General features: G+C 29.2%; 20 protein-coding genes. 11 read left to right on the top strand and 9 right to left on the bottom strand.

All coding sequences use genetic code 11. From position 1 onward, the window contains the following. Positions 1–53 precede the first annotated feature (53 nt). On the top strand, positions 54–2,252 hold the full coding sequence (locus tag ABY863_RS00565) for a RecQ family ATP-dependent DNA helicase (RefSeq protein WP_372792264.1): 2,199 nt from the start codon (positions 54–56) through the stop codon (positions 2,250–2,252). Here the strand turns inward: ABY863_RS00565 and ABY863_RS00560 are convergent. From ABY863_RS00560 to ABY863_RS00550, 3 genes are all read right to left on the bottom strand, one after another. Beyond that, complete coding sequence (locus tag ABY863_RS00560; protein ID WP_372792262.1) at positions 2,249–2,920, bottom strand: ZIP family metal transporter; 672 nt, start codon at positions 2,918–2,920, stop codon at positions 2,249–2,251. The two genes, ABY863_RS00565 and ABY863_RS00560, sit on opposite strands and share 4 nt — an antisense overlap. Continuing rightward, entirely contained in the window at positions 2,917–3,645 is a 729-nt protein-coding gene (locus ABY863_RS00555; RefSeq protein WP_372792260.1) for a cyclopropane-fatty-acyl-phospholipid synthase family protein, read from the bottom strand. The genes ABY863_RS00560 and ABY863_RS00555 overlap by 4 nt, the downstream gene beginning before the upstream one ends. 150 nt (positions 3,646–3,795) lie before the next feature. Then, complete coding sequence (locus ABY863_RS00550) at positions 3,796–4,317, bottom strand: hypothetical protein (RefSeq protein WP_372792258.1); 522 nt, start codon at positions 4,315–4,317, stop codon at positions 3,796–3,798. 192 nt (positions 4,318–4,509) lie between these two features. On the opposite strand from ABY863_RS00550, the gene ABY863_RS00545 reads away from it, so the two are divergent. Next, positions 4,510–5,676 carry a class I SAM-dependent RNA methyltransferase gene (locus tag ABY863_RS00545; protein WP_372792256.1) on the top strand — a complete coding sequence of 389 codons (1,167 nt, stop codon included), beginning with the start codon at positions 4,510–4,512 and terminating at the stop codon, positions 5,674–5,676. Positions 5,677–5,757: 81 nt separating this feature from the next. On the opposite strand, the gene ABY863_RS00540 is transcribed toward ABY863_RS00545, so the two are convergent. Next, positions 5,758–6,822 (bottom strand): hypothetical protein, encoded by a 1,065-nt coding sequence (locus ABY863_RS00540; RefSeq protein ID WP_372792254.1) that lies wholly within the window; start codon positions 6,820–6,822, stop codon positions 5,758–5,760. 200 nt (positions 6,823–7,022) lie between these two features. Between ABY863_RS00540 and priA the strand changes: the two genes are divergently transcribed. The 7 genes from priA (at position 7,023) to ABY863_RS00505 (ending at position 16,862) form a co-directional block, all read left to right on the top strand. Further along, positions 7,023–9,464: a primosomal protein N' gene (gene priA, locus ABY863_RS00535; RefSeq protein ID WP_372792335.1), complete on the top strand. Its 2,442-nt coding sequence runs from the start codon at positions 7,023–7,025 to the stop codon at positions 9,462–9,464. 157 nt (positions 9,465–9,621) lie between these two features. After that, positions 9,622–9,963 (top strand): 30S ribosomal protein S6, encoded by a 342-nt coding sequence (gene rpsF, locus ABY863_RS00530; protein ID WP_372792252.1) that lies wholly within the window; start codon positions 9,622–9,624, stop codon positions 9,961–9,963. Between the two features lie 3 nt (positions 9,964–9,966). Then, entirely contained in the window at positions 9,967–10,260 is a 294-nt protein-coding gene (gene rpsR / locus ABY863_RS00525) for a 30S ribosomal protein S18 (RefSeq protein WP_372792250.1), read from the top strand. Positions 10,261–10,272: 12 nt separating this feature from the next. After that, positions 10,273–10,728, top strand: coding sequence for a 50S ribosomal protein L9 (gene rplI, locus ABY863_RS00520; protein ID WP_372792248.1), 456 nt, complete (start codon positions 10,273–10,275; stop codon positions 10,726–10,728). 122 nt (positions 10,729–10,850) lie between these two features. After that, positions 10,851–12,962, top strand: a complete 2,112-nt coding sequence (locus tag ABY863_RS00515) for a M3 family metallopeptidase (RefSeq protein ID WP_372792246.1) — start codon at positions 10,851–10,853, stop codon at positions 12,960–12,962. Between the two features lie 147 nt (positions 12,963–13,109). Then, entirely contained in the window at positions 13,110–16,268 is a 3,159-nt protein-coding gene (locus tag ABY863_RS00510) for a carboxypeptidase regulatory-like domain-containing protein (protein WP_372792244.1), read from the top strand. A gap of 126 nt (positions 16,269–16,394) precedes the next feature. Further along, a complete protein-coding gene (locus tag ABY863_RS00505) occupies positions 16,395–16,862 on the top strand; it encodes a DUF6495 family protein (RefSeq protein ID WP_372792242.1) in 468 nt (155 codons plus the stop codon). Here ABY863_RS00505 and ABY863_RS00500 read toward each other — a convergent pair. Then, complete coding sequence (locus tag ABY863_RS00500; protein ID WP_372792240.1) at positions 16,846–17,529, bottom strand: NAD-dependent deacylase; 684 nt, start codon at positions 17,527–17,529, stop codon at positions 16,846–16,848. The genes ABY863_RS00505 and ABY863_RS00500 overlap by 17 nt on opposite strands. 53 nt (positions 17,530–17,582) lie before the next feature. On the opposite strand from ABY863_RS00500, the gene ABY863_RS00495 reads away from it, so the two are divergent. Continuing rightward, on the top strand, positions 17,583–18,263 hold the full coding sequence (locus tag ABY863_RS00495; protein WP_372792238.1) for a TrmH family RNA methyltransferase: 681 nt from the start codon (positions 17,583–17,585) through the stop codon (positions 18,261–18,263). Here ABY863_RS00495 and ABY863_RS00490 read toward each other — a convergent pair. The 4 genes from ABY863_RS00490 to ABY863_RS00475 all read right to left on the bottom strand — a co-directional run bounded on the left by ABY863_RS00490 (position 18,253) and on the right by ABY863_RS00475 (position 21,886). After that, the gene (locus tag ABY863_RS00490; protein WP_372792237.1) at positions 18,253–18,621 is read right to left on the bottom strand and encodes a hypothetical protein; all 369 of its coding nucleotides are present in this window, start codon (positions 18,619–18,621) and stop codon (positions 18,253–18,255) included. The two genes, ABY863_RS00495 and ABY863_RS00490, sit on opposite strands and share 11 nt — an antisense overlap. A gap of 1 nt (position 18,622) precedes the next feature. Beyond that, a complete protein-coding gene (locus tag ABY863_RS00485; RefSeq protein WP_372792235.1) occupies positions 18,623–19,825 on the bottom strand; it encodes an alanine dehydrogenase in 1,203 nt (400 codons plus the stop codon). Then, positions 19,818–20,234: a tRNA (adenosine(37)-N6)-threonylcarbamoyltransferase complex ATPase subunit type 1 TsaE gene (tsaE, locus tag ABY863_RS00480; RefSeq protein WP_372792233.1), complete on the bottom strand. Its 417-nt coding sequence runs from the start codon at positions 20,232–20,234 to the stop codon at positions 19,818–19,820. The genes ABY863_RS00485 and tsaE overlap by 8 nt, the downstream gene beginning before the upstream one ends. A gap of 101 nt (positions 20,235–20,335) precedes the next feature. After that, positions 20,336–21,886, bottom strand: a complete 1,551-nt coding sequence (locus tag ABY863_RS00475; RefSeq protein ID WP_372792231.1) for a PglZ domain-containing protein — start codon at positions 21,884–21,886, stop codon at positions 20,336–20,338. A 39-nt stretch (positions 21,887–21,925) separates the two neighbouring features. Here ABY863_RS00475 and ABY863_RS00470 point away from each other — a divergent pair. Beyond that, positions 21,926–22,848, top strand: a 923-nt coding sequence (locus tag ABY863_RS00470; protein ID WP_372792229.1) for an HD domain-containing protein, incomplete at its 3' end; no start/stop codon positions are given.

The following is a 22,848-nucleotide window of genomic DNA, read 5'->3' as shown; positions in this document are numbered from 1 at the left end:
AACTATAAATTTAGTTGAAAATTTAACCTTGTTTAGATAATTTAAAAAGTATAATGAGTAACACAGAAATTGATTTACATGAGGCTTTGAAAAAGAATTTTGGATTTAATAAATTCAAAGGGTTACAAGAAGATGTTATAAAAAGCATAATGAAAGGCAATGATACATTTGTTGTTATGCCAACAGGTGGAGGTAAATCGCTATGTTACCAGTTGCCAGCTTTAATTAAGGAAGGAACTGCAATTGTAGTTTCTCCGTTAATTGCTTTAATGAAAAATCAAGTAGATGCTATTAGAGGAATTTCTTCTGAATATGGAATAGCTCATGTACTTAATTCTTCCTTAAATAAAACGGAAGTAACTCAAGTAAAAAATGATATTGAAAGTGGAATTACTAAGTTATTGTATGTAGCTCCTGAATCTCTTATAAAAGAGGAGTATATTGAATTTTTACAAAAGCAAACTATTTCATTTGTAGCCATTGATGAAGCACATTGTATTTCTGAATGGGGACATGATTTTAGGCCAGAATATAGAAATCTTCGTGCTATTATTGAAAAAATAGACAAAGTGCCAATTATTGGTTTAACAGCAACGGCTACTGAAAAAGTGGAAGAAGATATTTTAAAAACACTTGGGATGTCTGATGCCACTACTTTTAAGGCTTCTTTTAATCGTCCTAATTTATTTTATGATGTTCGTCCAAAAACAAAAAATATAAATTCTGATATTATTCGGTTTATTCGTCAACATACAGGCAAATCTGGGATTATTTATTGTTTGAGTCGAAAAAAAGTAGAAGAAATTGCACAAGTGCTTCAAGTAAATGGTGTAAAAGCTGTTCCTTATCATGCAGGTTTAGATAGTAAAACAAGATCAAAACATCAAGACATGTTCTTAATGGAGGATATTGATGTGGTTGTTGCTACCATTGCTTTTGGAATGGGAATTGACAAACCTGATGTTCGTTTTGTTATTCATCATGATATGCCTAAAAGTTTAGAAAGCTACTATCAAGAAACAGGAAGAGCAGGACGTGATGGCGGAGAAGGCTATTGCTTAGCCTATTATGCCTATAAAGATATTGAAAAACTTGAAAAGTTTTTATCTGGAAAACCAATTGCAGAACAAGAAATTGGAAATGCACTTTTACAAGAAGTAGTAGGATATGCAGAAACTTCTATGTCAAGAAGACAATATTTATTGCATTATTTTGGTGAAGAATTTGATGTTTTAACAGGTTTAGGTGCTGATATGGATGATAATATGAGAAATCCGAAGAAAAAGCACGAAGCTACAAACGAATTGAAAATTTTGCTAGAAGTTGTTTTAAAAACAAATCAAAAATATAAATCAAAAGAGCTTGTAAATACACTTATTGGTAAGATAAATGCATTATTAAAATCTCATAAAACAGATAATCAGCCATTTTTTGGGTGTGGCAAAAACCAGACTGATAAATATTGGATGGCTTTAATTAGGCAAGCATTAGTAGCAGGATATATTAAAAAAGAGATTGAACAATATGGTGTTATTAAAATTACAACAAAAGGAATAGACTATATTGGGGAACCAACATCTTTTATGATGACTGAAGATCATATTTATGAGGAAGGAGATGATTCAACCATTATTTCTAACACAAGTAATAGTGGTGGTTCTGCAGATGAAGTTTTAATTAAATTATTAAAAGATTTACAAAAATCGGTAGCGAAAAAAAATGGGGTACCTCCATATGCAGTTTTTCAAGAAACTTCATTAGAAGATATGGCTTTAAAATATCCAATAACCATGGATGAATTAACAAATATTTATGGTGTAGGAGAAGGAAAAGCCAAAAAATTTGGAAAGCCATTTATAGAGTTAATTGCTAAATATGTTGAAGAAAATGATGTTTTGAGACCTGATGATTTTATAGTAAAAAGTACAGGAGTAAATTCAAGTTTAAAATTATATATCATTCAAAATACAGATCGAAAAATACCGCTTCAAGATATTGCAAAATCTAAAGGTTTAACCTTTGAAGACCTTATTGAAGAAATGCAGAGGATTGTTTATAGTGGGACAAAAATAAATATAGATTACTGTATTAATGAACTTTTAGATGAAGATCAGCAAGAGGAAATTTTTAATTATTTTATGGAGTCGGAGAGTGATAAAATACAAGATGCTATGGATGAATTTGATGGTGAATATGACTATGAAGAATTACGTTTAATGCGTATAAAATTTATTAGTCAAGTAGCTAATTAAGCTAAAAAAGCAACAAACATACCAACAAGTATAGCAATAAACTTCAAAAGATTAAACTTATGATCTTTTGAAGTTTCAAATAATATAATGGTTGAAATATGTAAAAATATTCCAATAATTATGGCTGTTATTTCCGTTTTATAAGTAGTTAAAAATAGAATATTTTCACCAGCTAAACTTCCCAAAGGAGACATTAAAGAAAATAATACTAAAAAAAGTATAGCATTTATTTTTTTAATATTTGAGCTTACAAAAAAGGTTCCTAAAATAACTGCAATTGGAATTTTATGAACTACAATAGCCCATAATAAATATTCATGATGGTGATTGTGCGCTAATGGAATTCCTTCCATAAAAGCATGAATACTTAAACTTATAAATAATGCCCAGGGAAATACCATGTTTTGTTGCACATGAATATGACCATGTTCTGCTCCTTTTGAGAAAAAATCTAATATTAGTTGAAATAATAAACCTAAGAGGATAAATAATCCAATATTTGAAATTTCAGTTGAGTACACTTCTGGAAATAAATGTAGAATTGTAATAGATAGTAAATAAGCACCACTAAATGCTAATAATAATTGAGCTGTTTTATTGCTTGGTTTTAAACCAAAAACAATTAAAATACCTACTAAAACTGATAAAATAAGAGCAATATATGTCATTCTAAAACTAAAATTAATCTATCAGAAGTTTCTTCGTTAAAATCTTCTAATTGGTAATTACCAAAAGTATGCTTTATTTTAAAATCAACAGAATTCAAATATGTTTTTATTTTTGGTAAATCTAAACTTTTAACTTTTTCAAAATAAGTATGATGTTTGCCGTCTGCATCAAAATTAATTTCCTTTATAATAAAGCCGTTTTTTATATATCTGTTAATCTTAAATGAGATTCCTTCAATAATTTGAACTTCTTCAACAACTAAATTCGCTATTACTTTTTTTACATTCATAAAATCTATAATAGCAATCCCATTGGGTTTTAAACCATTTTTTATATTTTGAAGTATAGCGATATCTTCAGCGTCATCTTCAAAAAATCCAAAACTTGTAAATAGATTTAAAATAGCGTTGTATGTTGAGTTAAATGGATTCCTCATATCATGTTCAATGAATTTCAAACCTTCTTTTTCAGATTGTTTTGCTTCTGAAATACTGTTTTTAGATAAATCGGCGCCAACAACGGTAAACCCTAATGAATTTAAATAGATGGAATGCCTTCCTTTACCGCAGCCTAAATCTAATAAAACATGTTGCTTTTTTAAATTTAAAAAAGCAACAATATTCTTCATAAACTCTTGAGCTTCAGAATAATCTCTGTGGGAATATAAAATGTGATAATAGTTTGTGTCAAACCACGAAGCAAACCATTCTTTGTTTTTAGTCATAATTATAAATTCCAAACAAAAGTAAGGAATTGAATAGTTATTAGATACTTAATTCAATATTTCTTAAACCATTATTATTTAAATTCGAAAAGCAACTATATCACAAAAAAAAAGTTGCCATAAGCAACTTTTTTTTTTGAATTTGATAAACTAGTATTTATAGGTTATTCCTTTTTTTATTGCTTGAGTACCGCCTAACATATTTGAATTAGCACCAACGGTAGTTTTATCAGATGTCATTAAAATAAACTGACAACCTAATTTGGCTGCAGCGATTTTTAATTTTTTTTCTGCTTTTTTATCTCCTGAATTTCCTGTTTGAAAATTAATTAACCCTGTTTTACCTCTAATCTCTTCTACTTTTGTTAAACCAGCGATGTAACTTTTGTCTTCTAATACAACAACATTCTCCCAATCTTTATCACTATTAATTACAATTTTTTCTGATACTTCTTCAACACGTCCACTTTTACCATAAACAATTTTCTCAATTGCATACTTTCCTATTGTATTTTCAGCATCTTCACCATCATAAACAAAAACAATTGTATATTCTTCCAATCGTATTACTTTTCCTTCAACAACTTCACCGTTATGTTTAAATATTTGATCTGCTTGAGCATTAACAGTTAATGATACTAGTACTACTGCTAAAAATAAAATGTATTTCATAAGTTCTATATTTTTTAAATTCTGGCTAACTTACAAAAAAAAGGTAAATGAATAGACTTTATTGCCAATTTATCAATTTAATTTCTAATCAATTTATTGGTTTTCTGAGTTTTTTTAAAATTAAATGTTTCTAAAAATTGAAATTCTCACATTAAACTTAATATTTCCGTATTTTTGCAAAAATTATAAAATATGAATAGTGATTTTAGAATGGTTGCCACCACAATGTTTGGTTTTGAAGAATTATTGGCAACTGAACTTAAAAATCTTGGTGCTCAAGATGTTGAATCAGCCGTAAGAAGTGTTTCTTTTAGAGGTGATAAGGGTTTTATGTACAAGGCTAATATTGCTTTGCGTACTGCCATTAGAATTTTAAAGCCTATTAAACGCTTTAAAGTGGCGCATGAAGATGATTTGTATAAAAAACTAATGCAAATTGAGTGGGAAAAATATATGAATGTTGATAGTACTTTCTCTATTGGAGCGGTAGTTAATTCAGATAATTTCACTACAAATTCTCACTATATTTCTTTAAAATCAAAAGATGCAATTGCAGATTATTTTAGAAATAAATATAGTAAAAGACCCAATGTTGATGTACAGCATCCCGATCTTAAAATCCATGTGCATATTCAAAAAGATTTATGTTCGGTTTCTTTAGATAGCTCGGGAGATTCTTTGCATAAACGAGGTTATAGAACTTCAACTAATATTGCACCAATAAATGAAGTTTTGGCTGCTGGTTTGGTGTTACTTTCAGGATATACAGGTGAATGTAATTTTATTGACCCTATGTGTGGTTCTGGTACCATTTTAATTGAAGCTGCTATGATTGCTAATAATATACCCGCAAATATTAATAGAAAAGAGTTTGGTTTTGAGAAATGGGAGGATTATGATGAAGATTTATTCTTTACCATTCAAGAATCTTTATTGAAAAAAATTAGAAGTTCTCATTTTAAAATAATGGGTTTTGATAAAGCGCCATCTGCAGTTGTTAAGGCAAAAGAGAATGTTAAAAATGCAAATTTAGAAGAATTTATAGGAATACATCACGTGAATTTCTTTAATTCAATGAAAGAAGTATTTGGGCAAACAACCATTTTATTTAATCCACCTTATGGTGAACGATTAAATGTTGATGTTCAAGAGTTTTATAAAAAAATTGGTGATACACTTAAAAATGGATATCCAGATTCTACTGTTTGGTTTATAACTTCAGATATGGAAGCTTTAAAGTACGTAGGTTTGCGAACTTCAAGAAAAATCCCTGTGAAAAATGGAGATTTGGATTGTAAATTTGTGAGATATGATATGTATGCAGGAAGTAAAAAAGCAAAAAAGAATAAACTTTTATAATTGTTACTTCTTAAATTAATTGATATAAAAAAAGCTTTACATTTCTGTAAAGCTTTTTTTAAAACTAACTAAATCAATTTATTAACCTCTCCTTTTTCTTGTATTTTCATTACTGCTATTTTCTCTATTCGCAGGTTTTCTTTCTTTTGCTGTTGTTGCAGGTTTGCGAGTATTTACCTTTTTGCTTCTGTTTTTAGAAATTTCAGTTCTTTTTGAGGTTACTGGTGTACTTCTTTTTTCTTGAACTCTATCAGGTCTGTTTTCAGTTACAGTACGTTTTTGTTGTACTGATTTTTCTGGAGAACTTTTAGTATTTGTTCTTGAGTTTCTAGAATCTCTTGTTTCTGTTGTATTTCTTCTAGTTGAACTATTTGTTGAACGATCACGAGAATCTCTAGTTGTTCCTGTTGTTCTATTACTACTATATGATCTTGTATTATTTCTATCAGATCTTGCAATATTATCACTACTTCTTTTTGGAACATTTTGAGTAGCTACACGTTGTCTTGTATTATTATTTGTTCTTTTATTACCTGAATTATAATAATTATTTTTTGAATGATCTCTATTATAAACGTATCTGTTTGGGTTGTAATGGTTTCTATAAGGTTTATAGCTTACTACTCTATATTCAAAAAATGGTCTTGCAAAATAATTATGATAAGGATGATATACATAATTACGGTTATAAGTATTTATATATCCAGAACAATGAGAATAAGAGCCATAATTATTATAGTGAACATATAATCCACCTAAACGTGCCAATCTTCCGTATTGATAATTAAGATTTATGTTTCCAATTCTGTCTACACGACCATAATAATCATAATAAATTGGAATATCTTCAATTTGAATAATAGCGCCATAATTATCATATTGTACATATGCGTCATAGTTATAACCTGAATTAAAACTAATGTTTATACTTTTACTTTGATAGCCAATATTTACGCCATTGTGTTGATTAATATAAAAATCAAATTCTCCATTTTGAAAAACTGAAAAGGTTATACCTCGTTCAACAAAAGTGAATGAATCACCATAATCATTATAATAACGGTTATCTGTTGAAGTATTTGTTGAAGCAAATGTAGTGATGCTTACAAATATAAATGTTGCGAATACTAATATCTTGTTTTTCATAATTAAGAGTTTTAAAGGTTCATACTGTATTATACAAACTCACAATTACAAACAACGTGCCAAAAATTAAAAATGTTTTTAAGTAATTGACAATCAGTATATTAAAATATTTTTAATTAAAAATAAGATTTTTATGCATTTAACATGCTCAATTAATTATTTTTGGACAATCAATTCATTTCATTATTTATTCAAAAGTTATTAATTATATAAACGTCATATTACCCATTCCACTACAAAAGTTATTTACTTATAAAATAACAGAAGCTGAAGCTACATTCTTAAAAAAAGGAATGCGTGTTGCTGTAGAGTTTGGAAAATCAAAAGTATATACAGCTTTAGTTTACAGTATTCATAGTGAAGCGCCTATTGGTTATGAAGCAAAAGAGATTCATCAAATATTAGATGAAACACCTATTGTAAATGAAATTCAATTAAAACATTGGGAATGGATTTCTGATTATTATATGTGTTCTTTGGGTGAAGTTTTTAGAGCAGCATTGCCTTCTGCTTTTTTATTAGAAAGCGAAACAGAAATTGAATTGGTTCAAAGTTTTTCGAAAGAAGAAATGCTTTCAGATGAAGAATTTTTGATTTACGAAGCGTTACAACATCAATCTAGGCTATCAATTTTTCAAGTTATTGAAATACTAGGGAAGAAAGGTGTTTTTCCAATTATTAAAGCATTAATTGAGAAAAATGTAATATTCGTTAAAGAACAAATTTATGAGCAATATAAGCCAAAACTCATAAAATACATTCGTTTATCAGACTTATGGAATTCAAATGAAAAATTAGCTGAATTATTAGAAATCTTAAGTAGAGCAAAAAAACAACGCGATGTAGTTTTAACCTATTTTCAATTAATTGCTTCAAGAAAACCAATAAAAGCAGAGAAGCTTCAAGAGTCTTCAAATTCTTCAGCAGCAGTTATAAAATCACTAGTTGATAAAGGAGTTTTTGAAATCTATTTTATTCAAAAAGATCGAATTAATTTTGAAGGAAATTCATCAGGATTAAAAGAATTAACTGAACCTCAAGAAGTTGCGTATAATGCTATTAAAACAACGTTTAAAACAAAACAAACTACATTATTAAAAGGTGTTACAAGTAGTGGTAAAACAGAGATATACGTAAAATTAATTAAAGAATTACTTGACACTAATAAACAAGTGCTCTATTTATTGCCAGAGATTGCTTTAACTACGCAGTTAATTGAAAGATTACAATATTATTTTGGAGAATATTTATCTGTATTTCATTCAAAATATTCTATGAATGAACGTGTTGAAGTATGGAATAATGTATTAGAAAATAAACAAAAAGCACAGCTAATTTTAGGGGCACGTTCATCTATGTTTTTGCCATTTTCAAACTTAGGTTTAATTATAGTTGATGAAGAACACGAACCTTCATTTAAACAATATGATCCAGCACCAAGATACCATGCACGTGATGCAGCAATTGTATTAGCAAACCAACATAAAGCCAACGTTTTATTAGGTTCAGCAACTCCTTGTATAGAAACTTTTTACAATGCACAACAAGGTAAATATGGTTTTGTTGAATTAAATAGACGTTATGGAGATGTTTTATTGCCTGAAATTGAGCTAGTTGATATAAAAGAAAAGCATCGAAAAAAAAGAATGAAAGGTCATTTTTCAGACCGTTTACTTGAAATGATTACGGATGCTATAGATAATAAAGAGCAAGTTATTTTATTTCAAAATAGGAGAGGATATGCACCTGTAATTGAATGTGAAACGTGTGGTGTATCACCGCAATGTCCGCAGTGCGATGTAAGTTTAACATTTCATAGTTACCGAAAAGAATTACGTTGCCATTATTGTGGCTATAAAAAAGCAATGCAGCATAATTGTGGTGCTTGTGGAAGCGAAAAATTAAATTCTAAAGGTTTTGGTACCGAGCAAATTGAAATAGAATTAGAAGAACTTTTTCCAGATGCTAAAATTGGAAGAATGGATTTAGACACAACTCGTGGTAAATATGGCTATCAAAAAATAATTGGGCAGTTTGAAGCGCAGGAAATAGATATTTTAGTTGGTACACAAATGTTATCAAAAGGCTTAGATTTTGCAAATGTTTCGTTAGTTGGAATTATGAATGCTGATACCATGTTAAACTTTCCAGATTTTAGAGCACACGAGCGAAGTTATCAATTAATGGTACAAGTTTCAGGTAGGGCAGGACGCGTTAAAAAAAGAGGAAAAGTAGCCATTCAAACTTTTAATCCATTTCATCAAATATTACAACAAGTTTCTACCAATTCTTTTGAAGAAATGTATAAAGAACAATTAGATGAACGTTGGCAATATCAATATCCTCCATTTTATAGATTGATAAAAATAACGTTACGCCATAAAGATTTTAATAGAGTTGATGAGGGCGCGCATTGGCTAGGGAAGTCTTTAATAAGTATTTTTGGTGAATTTGTATTAGGGCCTTCAACACCTTCAATAGCTAAGATTAGAAATTATTACATTAGAACTTTAATTATTAAAATTCCACAAAAACAATCGCTTACAGTAACTAAAAATAATATTTTAAGGGTAAAGAATTCCTTTCAGGCTGTAAAAGAATTTCGCCCAATTAAATTTAATATTGATGTGGATAATTATTAATATAAGAATGAAACCAAAATTTATATGTTAAAAATAGTGTTTACAAAGCTGAATTATAGCGATTTTACTTTCACTAAAATAACTTTAAAAATCACTTGTCAATTAAGTAAATAACAGTATATTTGCACCCTTAAAGTAAAAACTTAAATTTTTAATTATGAATCATTACGAAACTGTTTTCATTTTGAATCCCGTTTTATCTGAAGTTCAGATAAAGGAAACAGTACAGAAGTTTAACGACTATCTTGTTTCTAAAGGTGCCGAAATGATATCAAAAGAAGATTGGGGGCTAAAAAAATTAGCTTATGCAATCCAAAACAAAAAAAGTGGATTTTATCACTTATTTGAATACAAAGTTAGTGGAGAAACTATAACTCCATTTGAACTTGAATTTAGAAGAGATGATAGCGTTATGCGTTATTTAACTGTAAAGTTAGATAAACATGCTATTGCTTGGGCTGAAAAAAGAAGACTAAGAAATAACGCATCTAAAAAATAAGCTATGTCTATAGAACAACAAGCAAAAGGAGGTAAACAAGGTGAGGTTCGTTACCTAACTCCATTAGATATTGACACAAAACAAATTACTAAATACTGTCGTTTTAAAAAGAATGGTATTAAGTATATTGATTACAAGGATGCAAAATTCTTATTGTACTTAGTAAATGAGCAAGGTAAAATTTTACCTCGTCGTTTAACGGGAACTTCATTAAAATATCAACGTAAAGTATCTGTAGCTATTAAAAGAGCACGTCATTTGGCTTTAATGCCTTATGTAGCAGATATGTTAAAATAAAAGGACGGAATTATGGAAATTATATTAAAACAAGACGTTGAAAACTTAGGTTTTAAAGATGATATTGTAGCTGTGAAAAATGGTTATGGTCGTAATCATTTAATTCCTTTAGGATTTGCAGTATTAGCAACAACTTCAGCGAGAAAAGTATTAGCAGAAACTTTAAAGCAACGTGCTTTTAAAGAAGAAAAACTAATAGGAGATGCTACTAAAATTGCGGATGCTATTAAAGAATTAGAAATTAAAATTGTTGCTAAAACTGGTGATGGTTCTAAATTATTTGGTTCAGTTAACAATGGTGATGTTGCAGAGGCTTTAGCTGCTGCAGGACAAGTAGTTGATAAAAAATTCATTAAAGTTGAAGGTGGAAACATTAAAAGACTTGGTAAATATAACGCTACAATTAGATTGCATAGAGCAGTAATTATAGAATTACCAATTGAAATAATTGCAGAACAAAGTAACTAATAAATTTAGTTAATTATTATAAAAAAAGCTCACTTTCAAGTGGGCTTTTTTTTATATTAAAATTATAGTGTTAATTGATAAAGCATTCTTAAATTTACCAATAATTATCTTAATTTTTAATAATGAAAAAAACGATATTAATATTTACACTTATGGTTACTATTATATCCTGTAATCAAAACAAAAAAAATACTTCAATGGAAAGTGATTTGTCCAATAATCCTTTTTTAAATGAAAGTATATTGCCTTATGCTGCTCCTGATTTTACGAAGATTAAAAATAAGCATTTTAAGCCAGCATTGATTGAAGCTATGAGACAACAATCAGAAGCAATTAAAGTAATTGTTGAAAATGTTGAAAAACCAACTTTTGAGAATACAATTCTTTCCTTAGAAAAAAGTAATGAGATGTTAGATAGAGTAAATAATGTGTTTAACGCCTTAACAGCTGCTAATACAAACGATACTTTAAAAAATATACAAACTGAAATTGCTCCTTTAGCGGCGAAACATTTTGATGAAATTTATTTAAATAATACGCTGTTTACCAAAGTAAAGACGGTTTATTCAAATAGAGAAAAATTTAATTTAGACGCTGAATCTACTAAATTAGTAGAAAACTACTATGAAAAATTCAGTATTGCAGGAGCAAATTTATCGGAAGAAGATAAAATTACACTTAAAAATATTAATGAGCAGCTTGCATCACTTAGCACAAAATTCGATCAAACGTTGTTAGAAGCAAATGGAGCTACTACCATTGAAATTCATGATATTAAAAAGCTTGCAGGATTTTCAACTGAACAGATTGCAAATATTAAAGATAATACGAAAGAAAACACATGGTTATTAACCATTACAAATACCACACAACAATCTCAGTTACAATATTTAGAAAATAGAGAAGTACGAAAACAATTATTTGAAGCTGGTTGGAACAGAACAAATGAGGGTAAATATAATACCAAAGAGTTAATAAAAAAAATGGTGGAATTACGTGCTCAAAAAGGTACATTATTAGGCTTTGATGATTTTGCTTCATGGAGATTACAAAATACCATGGCTAAAAAACCACAAGCTGTTTTAGAGTTGTTTTCAAAATTGGTTCCTGCTGCTACTTCAAAAGCGAAAGCTGAAGGTGCCGAAATTCAAAAAATGATAAACTCTCAAGGAGAAACTTTTAAATTAGAACCTTGGGATTGGAATTTTTATGCTGAAAAAGTCAGAAAAGCTAAATATGACCTAGATGAAAATGAAATTAAACCTTATTTTGAACTAAATACAGTGTTAGAAAAAGGAGTATTTTATGCTGCTCAAAAATTATATGGAATTACGTTTAAAAAGAGAACCGACCTTCCTACCTATCAAGAAGGTGTAATAACTTATGAGTTATTTGAACAAGATGGTACACCACTTGGTTTATTTTATGGAGATTATTATGCAAGAAACTCTAAAAGCGGTGGTGCATGGATGGATAATTTTGTAACTCAGTCTAAATTATATAACAAAAAACCGGTGATTTACAATGTTATGAATATTGCAAAATCTGCTGAAGGAGAACCAACTTTATTATCATTTGATGAAGTGGAAACAATGTTTCATGAATTTGGACATGCCTTACACGGGTTTTTCGCCAGTCAACAGTATCCTAGTTTGTCTGGAACTTCTGTTGCAAGAGATTTTGTAGAATTTCCTTCTCAATTTAATGAACATTGGGCTTTGTATCCGGAAATATTAAAAAATTATGCACTGCATTATAAAGATGGAAGTGACATACCACAACTACTAATTACTAAAATTAAAAATGCAAGTACCTTTAATCAAGGGTATAGTTTAACCGAAGTTTTGGCAGCTTCTAATTTAGATATGCTTTGGCACACCATTTCAACAACAACTAATATTACAGATGTTAACAATTTTGAAGAGGAAGCATTAAATTCAGTTCATTTATTGCTAAAAGAAGTACCAACAAGGTATCGTTCAACTTATTTCGCACATATTTTTAGTGGAGGCTATTCTGCAGGATATTATTCTTATTTGTGGACAGAAGTTTTGAGCCATGATACCTATGATTATTTTATGGAAAATGGAGGTTTAACTAGAGAAAATGGTCAACGTTATAGAGATATGATTCTTTCTAGAGGCAACACCTTAGAACTAGAAAAAATGTATGAAGATTTTAGAGGGGCAGCTCCTAAAATTGAACCAATGATAAAGGCTAGAGGCTTAAACTAAAATGTCAATAACAAGTTAGTTAGAATAGTAATTAACAATAATTCGTTAATAAACAAAAAAAAGCTCACTTTAATGGTGAGTTTTTTTTGTTTATATTTGACGCGAATAAAAATTATCAATTAACAAATTAATTTAATTTTAATAATTATGAAACAAAAATTACTACTTTCATTATTAATCATGATGCTTTCAGTTGTTACTGGTTTTTCACAAGTTACAACTTCTAAAATTCAAGGATTGGTAAGTGACAACACATCCGAAGGTTTATTTGGTGCAAATGTAATAGCAAAACACATTCCTACAGGAACTGTTGCTGGTACAATGACATTAGATGGCGGAAGGTATTCATTACCAAATTTACGTGTGGGTGGACCTTACACTGTAACAATTAGTTATATAGGCTATAGAACTATTGAATATACAGATGTATATTTAAATTTAGGTAGTGCCTTAGATATTGATGTGCAAATGGTTGCTGAAAGCGAGCAATTACAAGAAGTTGTTATTACAGGTGGAAGAAGTACTACTTTTAATAATAATAGAACGGGTGCAGAAACTAGTGTTGGAAAAAGAGAATTAACAAAATTACCTACAATTTCAAGATCAGCTTCAGATTTTACACGTTTAGAGCCATCGGCTTCTGGAGGTTCTTTTGGTGGTAGAAATGATCAATTTAATAATTTCACATTAGATGGTTCTATCTTTAACAATCCTTTTGGATTAGATGCTGCAACTCCTGGTGGACAAACAGGTGCTCAACCAGTATCTTTAGATGCTATTGAACAAATTTCTGTTGCAACAGCACCTTATGATGTAACTTTATCGGGTTTTACAGGTGCTTCTATAAATGCTGTTACAAAAAGTGGTACTAATAATGTATCTGGAACTGTTTATGGATTTTTTAGAAATCAAGATTTAACAGGAGATAAAATTAAAGGTCAAAATATAGCTGTACCAAAATTAGAACAATCTCAATTTGGATTTAGTGTTGGAGCTCCTATTATAAAAGATAAATTATTTGTTTTTGTAAATTATGAACAAGACAAAAGATCTGATTTAGGTCAATCTTGGTTACCAAATAATGGAGATGGTAATACGGGTATTAATGAATCAAGAGTATTATTATCCGATTTACAAGAAGTACAATCTGCATTAGCAGGAATAGGCTATGATACAGGAGCATATGAAGGTTTTACACATGCATCTAATAGTACAAAAGGATTGATAAAATTAGATTGGAATATCAATGAAAACAACCGTATGTCTTTTGTTTATAATTTCTTAGATGCTTCAAGAGATTTGCCAGCACATCCAACGGCGTTAGGTTTTAGAGGACCTAGTTCTCAAATTTTGCAATTTGAAAATTCAGGCTATCAAATAAATAATCAACTAAAATCCTTTTTAGTTGAGTTAAACTCTACATTGGCTGATAATGTAACTAATAAATTACAAGTGGGTTATACTCATTTTGATGATTTTAGAACTTCAAAATCTGCACCAATGCCAGCTTTTAGGATTAAAGATGGAAGTGGAGGAAATTATATAGTTGCGGGTCATGAGCCTTTTTCAATTAATAATAAGTTAGATCAAAAAGTATTTCAGTTAACTAATAACTTAAATATTAGCAAAGGAAATCATAATTATACTATTGGGTTTTCATTTGAAAAATTTCAATTTGACAATTCATTTAACTTAGGTGCTTATGGTTATGGGTTTGGACCAGGTAGTTATTCAGAATATCCTGATGGAGGATATGTAGGAGCATTTTTCGGTGATTTTGCTGATATGAATGCATTTAGAACTGGTGTTTCTAGCGGAATGTTAGCGGATGCCATGGCAAATGCTCAAAATGTTTTTGATACAAATAATGCGAATGATTCTTGGACTTTGGCAGAAACAAATGTGGGTCAATTAGCAGTGTATATGCAAGATGAATGGAATGTAAATGAGAACTTTAAAGTTTCTTATGGGGTTCGTTTTGACAAACCATTATTCTTTGATTCAAGTAAGAAAGCACAAGATGTTATAGATTTTCCTGGTAATTTTTATGCGCCAGATGTACCTTATATTGATCCTTCAACGGGAGAGACAGTTTTTTTAAACTCTACTAAAATGCCTAATAATGATTTTTTAATTTCTCCAAGATTTGGATTTAATTGGGATGCTAAAGGTGATAAAACATTACAAGTTAGAGGAGGAACAGGGTTGTTTACAGGTCGTTTCCCATTTGTATGGTTAGGAAACCAAATAGCAAACCCGAATGTTTGGTATTATCAAGTTGTTGACCCAGATTTTAAATTCCCTCAAGTATGGAGAAATAGTTTAGGATTAGACTATAAATTACAGGATGGAACGGTATTGACAACAGATTTATCATATACAAAAGATATTAACGGTGCTCATGTTCAAAACTGGGGATTAGGATTGCCAACTGGAAGTTTACAAGGTGTTGATAATAGACCAATTTATACTGCAACAGATAAAGGTAATAATGGGTATGTATTTACAAATTCAGACAAAGGAAGAACTTTTAATGCTTCTTTTAAAGCTCAAAAAACTTTTGAAAATGGATTGTATTTAATGGGTGCTTATAATTATTTAAATTCTAAAGATGTAAATTCAATTGAAGCGGAAATAACAGGTGATGCTTTTGATTTTAACCCAACTTTAGGAAATTCAAACAATGCAACATTAGCATATTCTAAATATGGAGATACACACAGAATTATTGGTGTAGCTTCTAAAACTTGGAAATATGAAGCAAACGATAAATGGGAAACTACCATTTCTACATTTTTTGAATATGCACAAGGTGGAAGATTTAATTATACGTATGCTGGTGATATTAATGGAGATGGTTCTGGTTTAAATGATTTAATTTATGTGCCAACTACAAGTGAAATTGGAAGTATGAATTTTTCAGGTGGAGCAAGTATGGGTGAAGCATTTGATAATTTTATTAAACAAGACGATTATTTAAGTGGAAGAAGAGGAAATTATGCTGAGCGTTACGGTGCTTTAGCTCCTTGGAGAGGTAAATGGGATGTTAAATTTATTCAAGAATTAAAATTATCTGAAACAAATTCTATTCAATTCACAGCGGATATTTTAAACTTTGGAAATTTAATTAATTCAGATTGGGGATTAGTTCAACAACCAGATGCAGTACAACCAATAGGGGTTACTGTTGATGGTACTGGAACACCAACCTACACATTTAGTGAAGATTTAAAATCCACATATGTGTATGATTCTAGTTTATTATCTAGATGGCAAGCACAATTTGGAGTACGTTATTCTTTCTAAATAATTTAAAATTATTATATTTAAACCGCCCAAATTGGGCGGTTTTTTTTTGGAATTGAATTCAAATGAAGCAATAGCAGACTATGTTGACTTCGCCAAATCATTAACTATGCAATAAGAGAAACTATGAAATATAGACAATTAACAAAAGAGCAGTTTTTAGAATTACATCATGAATTTTCTGAATTCTTAGCAACTCAACAAATAGATGCTAAAGAATGGACGAAGATAAAGAAGGAAAATGCTTTAATGGCTGAAAAAGAGTTAAACCTATTTAGTGATGTAGTTTGGGAAGATGTTTTAACTAAAACGGAATATTTAGAGCACATTTCAGAATATGACATCAATTTGTTTAAATGTAATTCAAAAGAAATGATCCGGATTTATATAAAATTGAATAACACAAATAAAAGTTTTTTAAATGCAGAAGATTATAGTTGGTTTTTAAAAAATCCATTTGATGATAGCATTGATTATTTTAAAGCATCAAAAAAATATTCAGAAGATAGAAATTCAGAGGTTTTTAAATTAATTGAAATTGGAAGTCAAATATCTAAAGGGGAATTATTTTTAATGATTAGCCAATTAATTTAGTAATTAACTTCACAACACCTATTGAAGCTTTTTCTGCAATAATTGTTAAATTAGGATACAGATTTTCTCTAATTGTAGGTTTTGGATCAATAAAATAAACAAGTGTTTTTGGTTTTATAAAATGAATTAAACTTGCCGCTGGATATACTCGCATTGATGTACCAATAATAATTAAAATATCAGCTTTTGAAGTAATTTCTATCGCTTTATCTAACATTGGAACTTCTTCACCAAACCAAACTATATGTGGTCTAAGTTGATTGTTTTCTTTACAAAGATCTCCCAAATTCAAATCATCTGTCCAATCATAAATAAGATTTTCATTTTTAGAGCTTCTCACTTTTAATAATTCACCATGTAAATGCAATACATTTTTACTTCCCGCTCGTTCATGTAAATCATCTACATTTTGGGTTATGATTGTAGTTTCATATTTTTTTTCCAATAAAACCAATGCTTTATGTCCTTCATTTGGTGAAACATTAAGTAATTGAGATCTTCGTTTATTATAAAAATCTAATACTAAACTTTTGTTACGTTCCCAACCAATTGGTGAAGCAACTTCCATAACATCATGGCCTTCCCAAAGTCCGTCTGAATCTCTAAAAGTTTTAATGCCACTTTCAGCACTTATTCCTGCACCCGTTAAAACTACAATTTTGTTCATATCATTAATTTATTCAAAAGTAAAATTTTATATTTGAACAAAGTTAAATTTGAATGGTAGATTATAAATTTATTGAATATTTAGAACAGTTTGTAACGGAAAAAAGGAGAAATTTATTTCAAAAAGTACTTGATGAAAGAACACGTCATTTTACAGTTGCTATTGAAGATATTTATCAACCACATAATGCCAGTGCAGTTGTTAGAAGTTGTGAAATTTTCGGCATACAAGATTTGCATGTAATTCAAAATAAATATAAGTTTTATGCTTCTAACCAAGTTGCAAAAGGAGCACAGAAATGGATTGATTTTTCAATTTTCAAAGAAAAAGACACTAATAATACGTTAGCATGTATTGATGATTTAAGAAAGAGAGGTTATAAAATTATAGCTACAACACCCCATAATGAGTCTTGTATATTACAAGATTTTGATATTACACAAAAATCAGCTTTCTTTTTTGGTGTTGAAAAAGGAGGTTTATCAAAGGATGTCATGGAAAATGCGGATGGATTTTTGAAAATACCAATGGTTGGATTTACAGAGAGTTTAAATATTTCTGTTGCAACTGCCATTATACTTCAAAATATGAATGATAAGCTTAAAAAATCTGACGTAAATTGGCAATTAAGTGAAACTGAAAAAAGTGAATTGTATTTAAAGTGGCTTCAAAAAACAATTAAAAGTATTAAAAAAATTAAAGAATATTATTATTCAGAAATTGCTACTCAATAACAATATTTTTAATGATAGCTGTTGATTCACAATTTATAACCGTTAGCGTAATATTTTTCAAATCTCTTGAACCTTTTATAATGTATTGAGTACAAGAGTCTAATTTAATTTTATTCCGAATATCAACATCTCCATTTTTTAAAATTTGAGAAATAGCAGTGCTGTCAATTTTTTTAGAATTGATAAGTGTTAAAACTTCAGAAGAAAAAACAGGAGCTTTAATTCTAATATTTTTTAAAACTCTAGAGTTTGGCAAATAGTCAAATGTAGTTTCTTTCTTTCCTAAAAAGAAAGTTACTACAATAATACCAATAGTTAATCCGCCTAAAAAATAAGGTAAACGTTGTTTAAAAGTCATTTTAAAAAAACAATAAATTAATATCTCTAAAAGGTAAATTAAACCAATCTGCAACAGTTTTATTGGTTAATATTCCGTGGTAAAAATACATTCCTTTTTGCAAACTTCGGTCTAAACGAGCTGCATTTTCAAATCCACCTTCTTCAGCAATGTTTAATAAATAAGGTGTAAATATATTACTTATTGATACTGAGGCAGTTCTAGAATATCTTGATGGAATATTTGGAACACAATAATGTATTACACCATGTTTTACAAAAGTAGGTTTTTTATGAGTTGTAATTTCAGAGGTATCAAAACAACCACCTCTATCTATGCTAACATCAACAATTACAGCTCCTTCTTTCATTTGTTCTACCATTAATTCTGTAACAATTACTGGAGTTCTATTAACTCCTCTTAAAGCCCCAATGGCAACATCACAGCGCATTAATGCTTTTTGTAATGTTTTTGGTTGTATGGTTGATGTGTAAATTGCTCTTCCTAAATTTTGTTGTAAACATCGTAATTTTGTGATTGAATTATCAAAAACTTTAACATTTGCACCTAAGCCAATAGCTGATCGAGCTGCAAATTCACCAACAGTACCAGCTCCTAAAATAACAACTTCACTTGGTGGAACTCCACTAATATTTCCTAATAACAACCCATTTCCTTCATTGTCTCTACTCATTATTTCAGAAGCAATTAAGATGGAAGCAGTTCCCGCAATTTCACTTAATGATTTTACAATTGAATATACACCTTGATCATCTCTAATATAATCAAATGCAATTGCTGTAATACGTTTATTTGCTATGGCTTCAAAGTAATCTTTAGTTTGTGTTTTTAATTGTAAAGCAGAAAATAAAGTACTTTGAGGATTTATTAATTTAATTTCATCTAACGAAGGGGGTTCAACTTTTAAAACTATCTGACAACCAAAAGCTTCTTTAACATCATAAGAAATTTTTGCCCCAGCTTCTGAGTACTCTTTGTCAGAAAAATTAGCACCATTTCCAGCACCTGTTTCAATTACAAATTTATGCCCATGAGCAGTTAAAGCACCAACAGCATCAGGTGTTAAGCAAACACGTTTTTCTTGATAATGCGTTTCTTTTGGAATTCCAATAACAAGTTCTCCTTTTTGTCTTTGTATTTCTAAGGTTTCTTCTTGCGGTAGCAATTCTTGTCTGCTAAATGGAGATGTTACACTTTTACTCATTATTTTTAAGTTCTAAAGTTCGCTGTTGATTACTGCTTGTTGTAATTTTAATAATTACAGACTTTAAAGGTAGTAAATTTTCAACTTTATTTGGCCATTCAACTAAACACCAATTATCACTATAAAAATATTCTTCAATTCCCATATCCATGGCTTCTTCTTCTTTGTTAATCCTATAGAAATCAAAATGATAAATTTTAGTACCTTTTTCCGAATGATATTCATTCACTAAAGAAAAAGTAGGAGAGCTTACAATATCTGAAACGCCTAATTGTTTTGCTAGTTCTTTAATTAGCGTAGTTTTTCCAACTCCCATTTCTCCATAAAATAAGATTACTTTATGTTTTGAAAATTGAATTATTTCTTTAGCTATTTCTGGTAATTGTTGTAACGAGTAATTTTTTATCATACAAAATCAGTTATCAGTTATCAGTTATCAGTTATCAGTTATCAGTTTTATTAAGTTAATTATTCTGAAAAATGCGACTGTAAACTTCAATTATTAATATATTATTTTGGTACAAATATAGCACATGGAATGATCATTTCCTCTAAAGAAATTCCACCATGCTGATACGTATTTTTATAATATTTTACAAAATGATTAAAATTATTAGGGTAGGCAAAAAAGAAATCTTCTTTTGCAAATATAAATGAGCTATTTATTGAAATAGAAGGCAATCCAATTTCTTTAGGTTCTTTTACGGCATATACTTCTTTATCTTCATAAGATAAACTTCTTCCTGTTTTGTAGCGTAAATTTGAACTTATGTTTTTGTCTCCAATTACTTTTGAAGGAACTTTAGCATTTATGGTTCCGTGGTCAGTTGTAATAATTAATTTCAAGCCTAAATTCTGCGCTTTCTGAATCATTTCTAACAATGGTGAATTCATAAACCAGCTATTAGATAATGACCTGTATGCCTTGTCATCACTCGCTAATTCTTTAATAACTTCCATTTCAGTTTTCGAATGAGAAAGCATATCAACAAAATTATAAACAATTACAGTTAAATCGTTTTCTTTAATAGAATTGAAATTGTCAGCAAGTTGTTTTCCCGATTTTAGATTGGTTATTTTATGATAACTTAGTTTAATATTGAGTTTAAGACGTTTTAATTGCTCTTGTAAAAATTCTTCTTCATATAAATTTTTACCCCCTTCATCAGTATCATTTTTCCAATAATTAGGGTGTTTTTGTTCCATTTCTAAAGGCATTAATCCTGAAAAAATTGAATTACGTGCATATTGAGTTGCTGTTGGTAAGATACTGAAATAAGAAATTTCTTCTTCTTTTTTATAATATTTAGTAATCGTTTTTTCAATAATACTGAACTGATCATAGCGTAAATTATCAATTACTACTAACAAAGTTCCATTGGATTTATTAATTTCTGGAAGCACCACTTTTTTAAATAATGTATTGGACAATATTGGAGCATCATCATTATTGTGAATCCAATTTGGGTAATTTTTCTTAATAAATTTAAAAAACAACGAATTTGCTTCTTGTTTTTGGCTTTCTAGTATTTCAACCATACCAGAATCGCTAATATTTTCTAATTCTAATTCCCAATAAACCAATTTTTTATAGATATCAACCCATTCTTCATAAGAATTTACCATCGCTAAATCCATTGCTATTTTTCTGAATTCTTGCTGATAATTAGAAGTCGTTTTTTCTGAAATTAAGCGAGAATGATCTAAACTCTTTTTTAAACTCAATAATATTTGATGCGGATTTACGGGTTTAATTAAATAATCAGCTATTTTATTACCAATGGCATCATCCATTATATATTCTTCTTCACTCTTGGTAATCATTACAATAGGTAAGTTTGTATGTTTACTTTTTATTTCAGTTAGCGTTTCTAAACCGCTTAATCCTGGCATATTTTCATCTAGAAAAACAATGTCGTAATTATTTTCATTGCACATATCTATGGCATCAGCACCATTATTACAAGTAGAAACTGTATATCCTTTTTTTTCTAAAAAAATAATGTGAGGTTTTAAAATATCTATTTCATCATCAACCCATAAAATTTTTATATCAACCATATTGTTATCTTTGTTAAACTATTTATAAAAAAAAATGTTTTGAACGAAAAAAAATCGAACAAACTTAAAATATTAAACGATCCAATTTACGGTTTTATTACTATTCCAAACACTTTAATTTGTGATTTGATTGATCATCCTTATTTTCAACGTTTAAGACGTATTTCACAAATGGGATTGTCACATTTAGTATATCCTGGAGCGCATCATACACGCTTTCATCATGCTATTGGAAGCATGCATTTAATGCAAAAAGCCGTATTAAATTTAAGAGTAAAGGGAATTGAAATTTCTGAAGAAGAAGCTAATGCACTAAATATTGCCATTCTTTTGCATGATATTGGGCATGGGGCTTTTTCACACGCTTTAGAGCAAAGTATTGTTACAGGAATTCATCATGAAGCTATTTCATTAAAATTTATGGAAGCTTTAAATGAAGAGTTTAAAGGGCAACTTTCTTTAGCAATTACAATTTTTACAGAAAAATATCATCGTAAATTTTTATATCAATTGATTTCAAGTCAGTTAGATATGGATAGATTGGATTATTTAAATCGTGATAGTTTTTATACCGGTGTTGCTGAAGGAAATATAAGTTCGGAACGTTTAATTGCCATGTTAAATGTTAAAAATGATAATTTAGTGATTGAGGAAAAAGGAATTTATTCTGTTGAAAAATTTATTGTAGCCAGAAGGTTAATGTATTGGCAAGTATATTTGCACAAAACGGGCTTGGTTGCTGAAAAATTATTAGGAAAAATTTTGAAGAGAGCAAAAGAATTAGCATTAGCAGGTAAAAAATTACCTGCAAGTAAAGCATTTTCATATTTTTTAAATCATCAAATTACTGAAGAAACTTTTAGTTTAGAAGCGCTTAAAACATTTGCTAAATTGGATGATTATGATGTGTTTTCAGCAATAAAAGAATGGATTTCTTATGAAGATAAAGTAATTTCTAAATT

The sequence above is a fragment of the Lutibacter sp. genome (assembly GCF_041562875.1).
Classification (GTDB): domain Bacteria; phylum Bacteroidota; class Bacteroidia; order Flavobacteriales; family Flavobacteriaceae; genus Lutibacter.
This window is presented reverse-complemented; position numbering and strand designations above follow the sequence as displayed.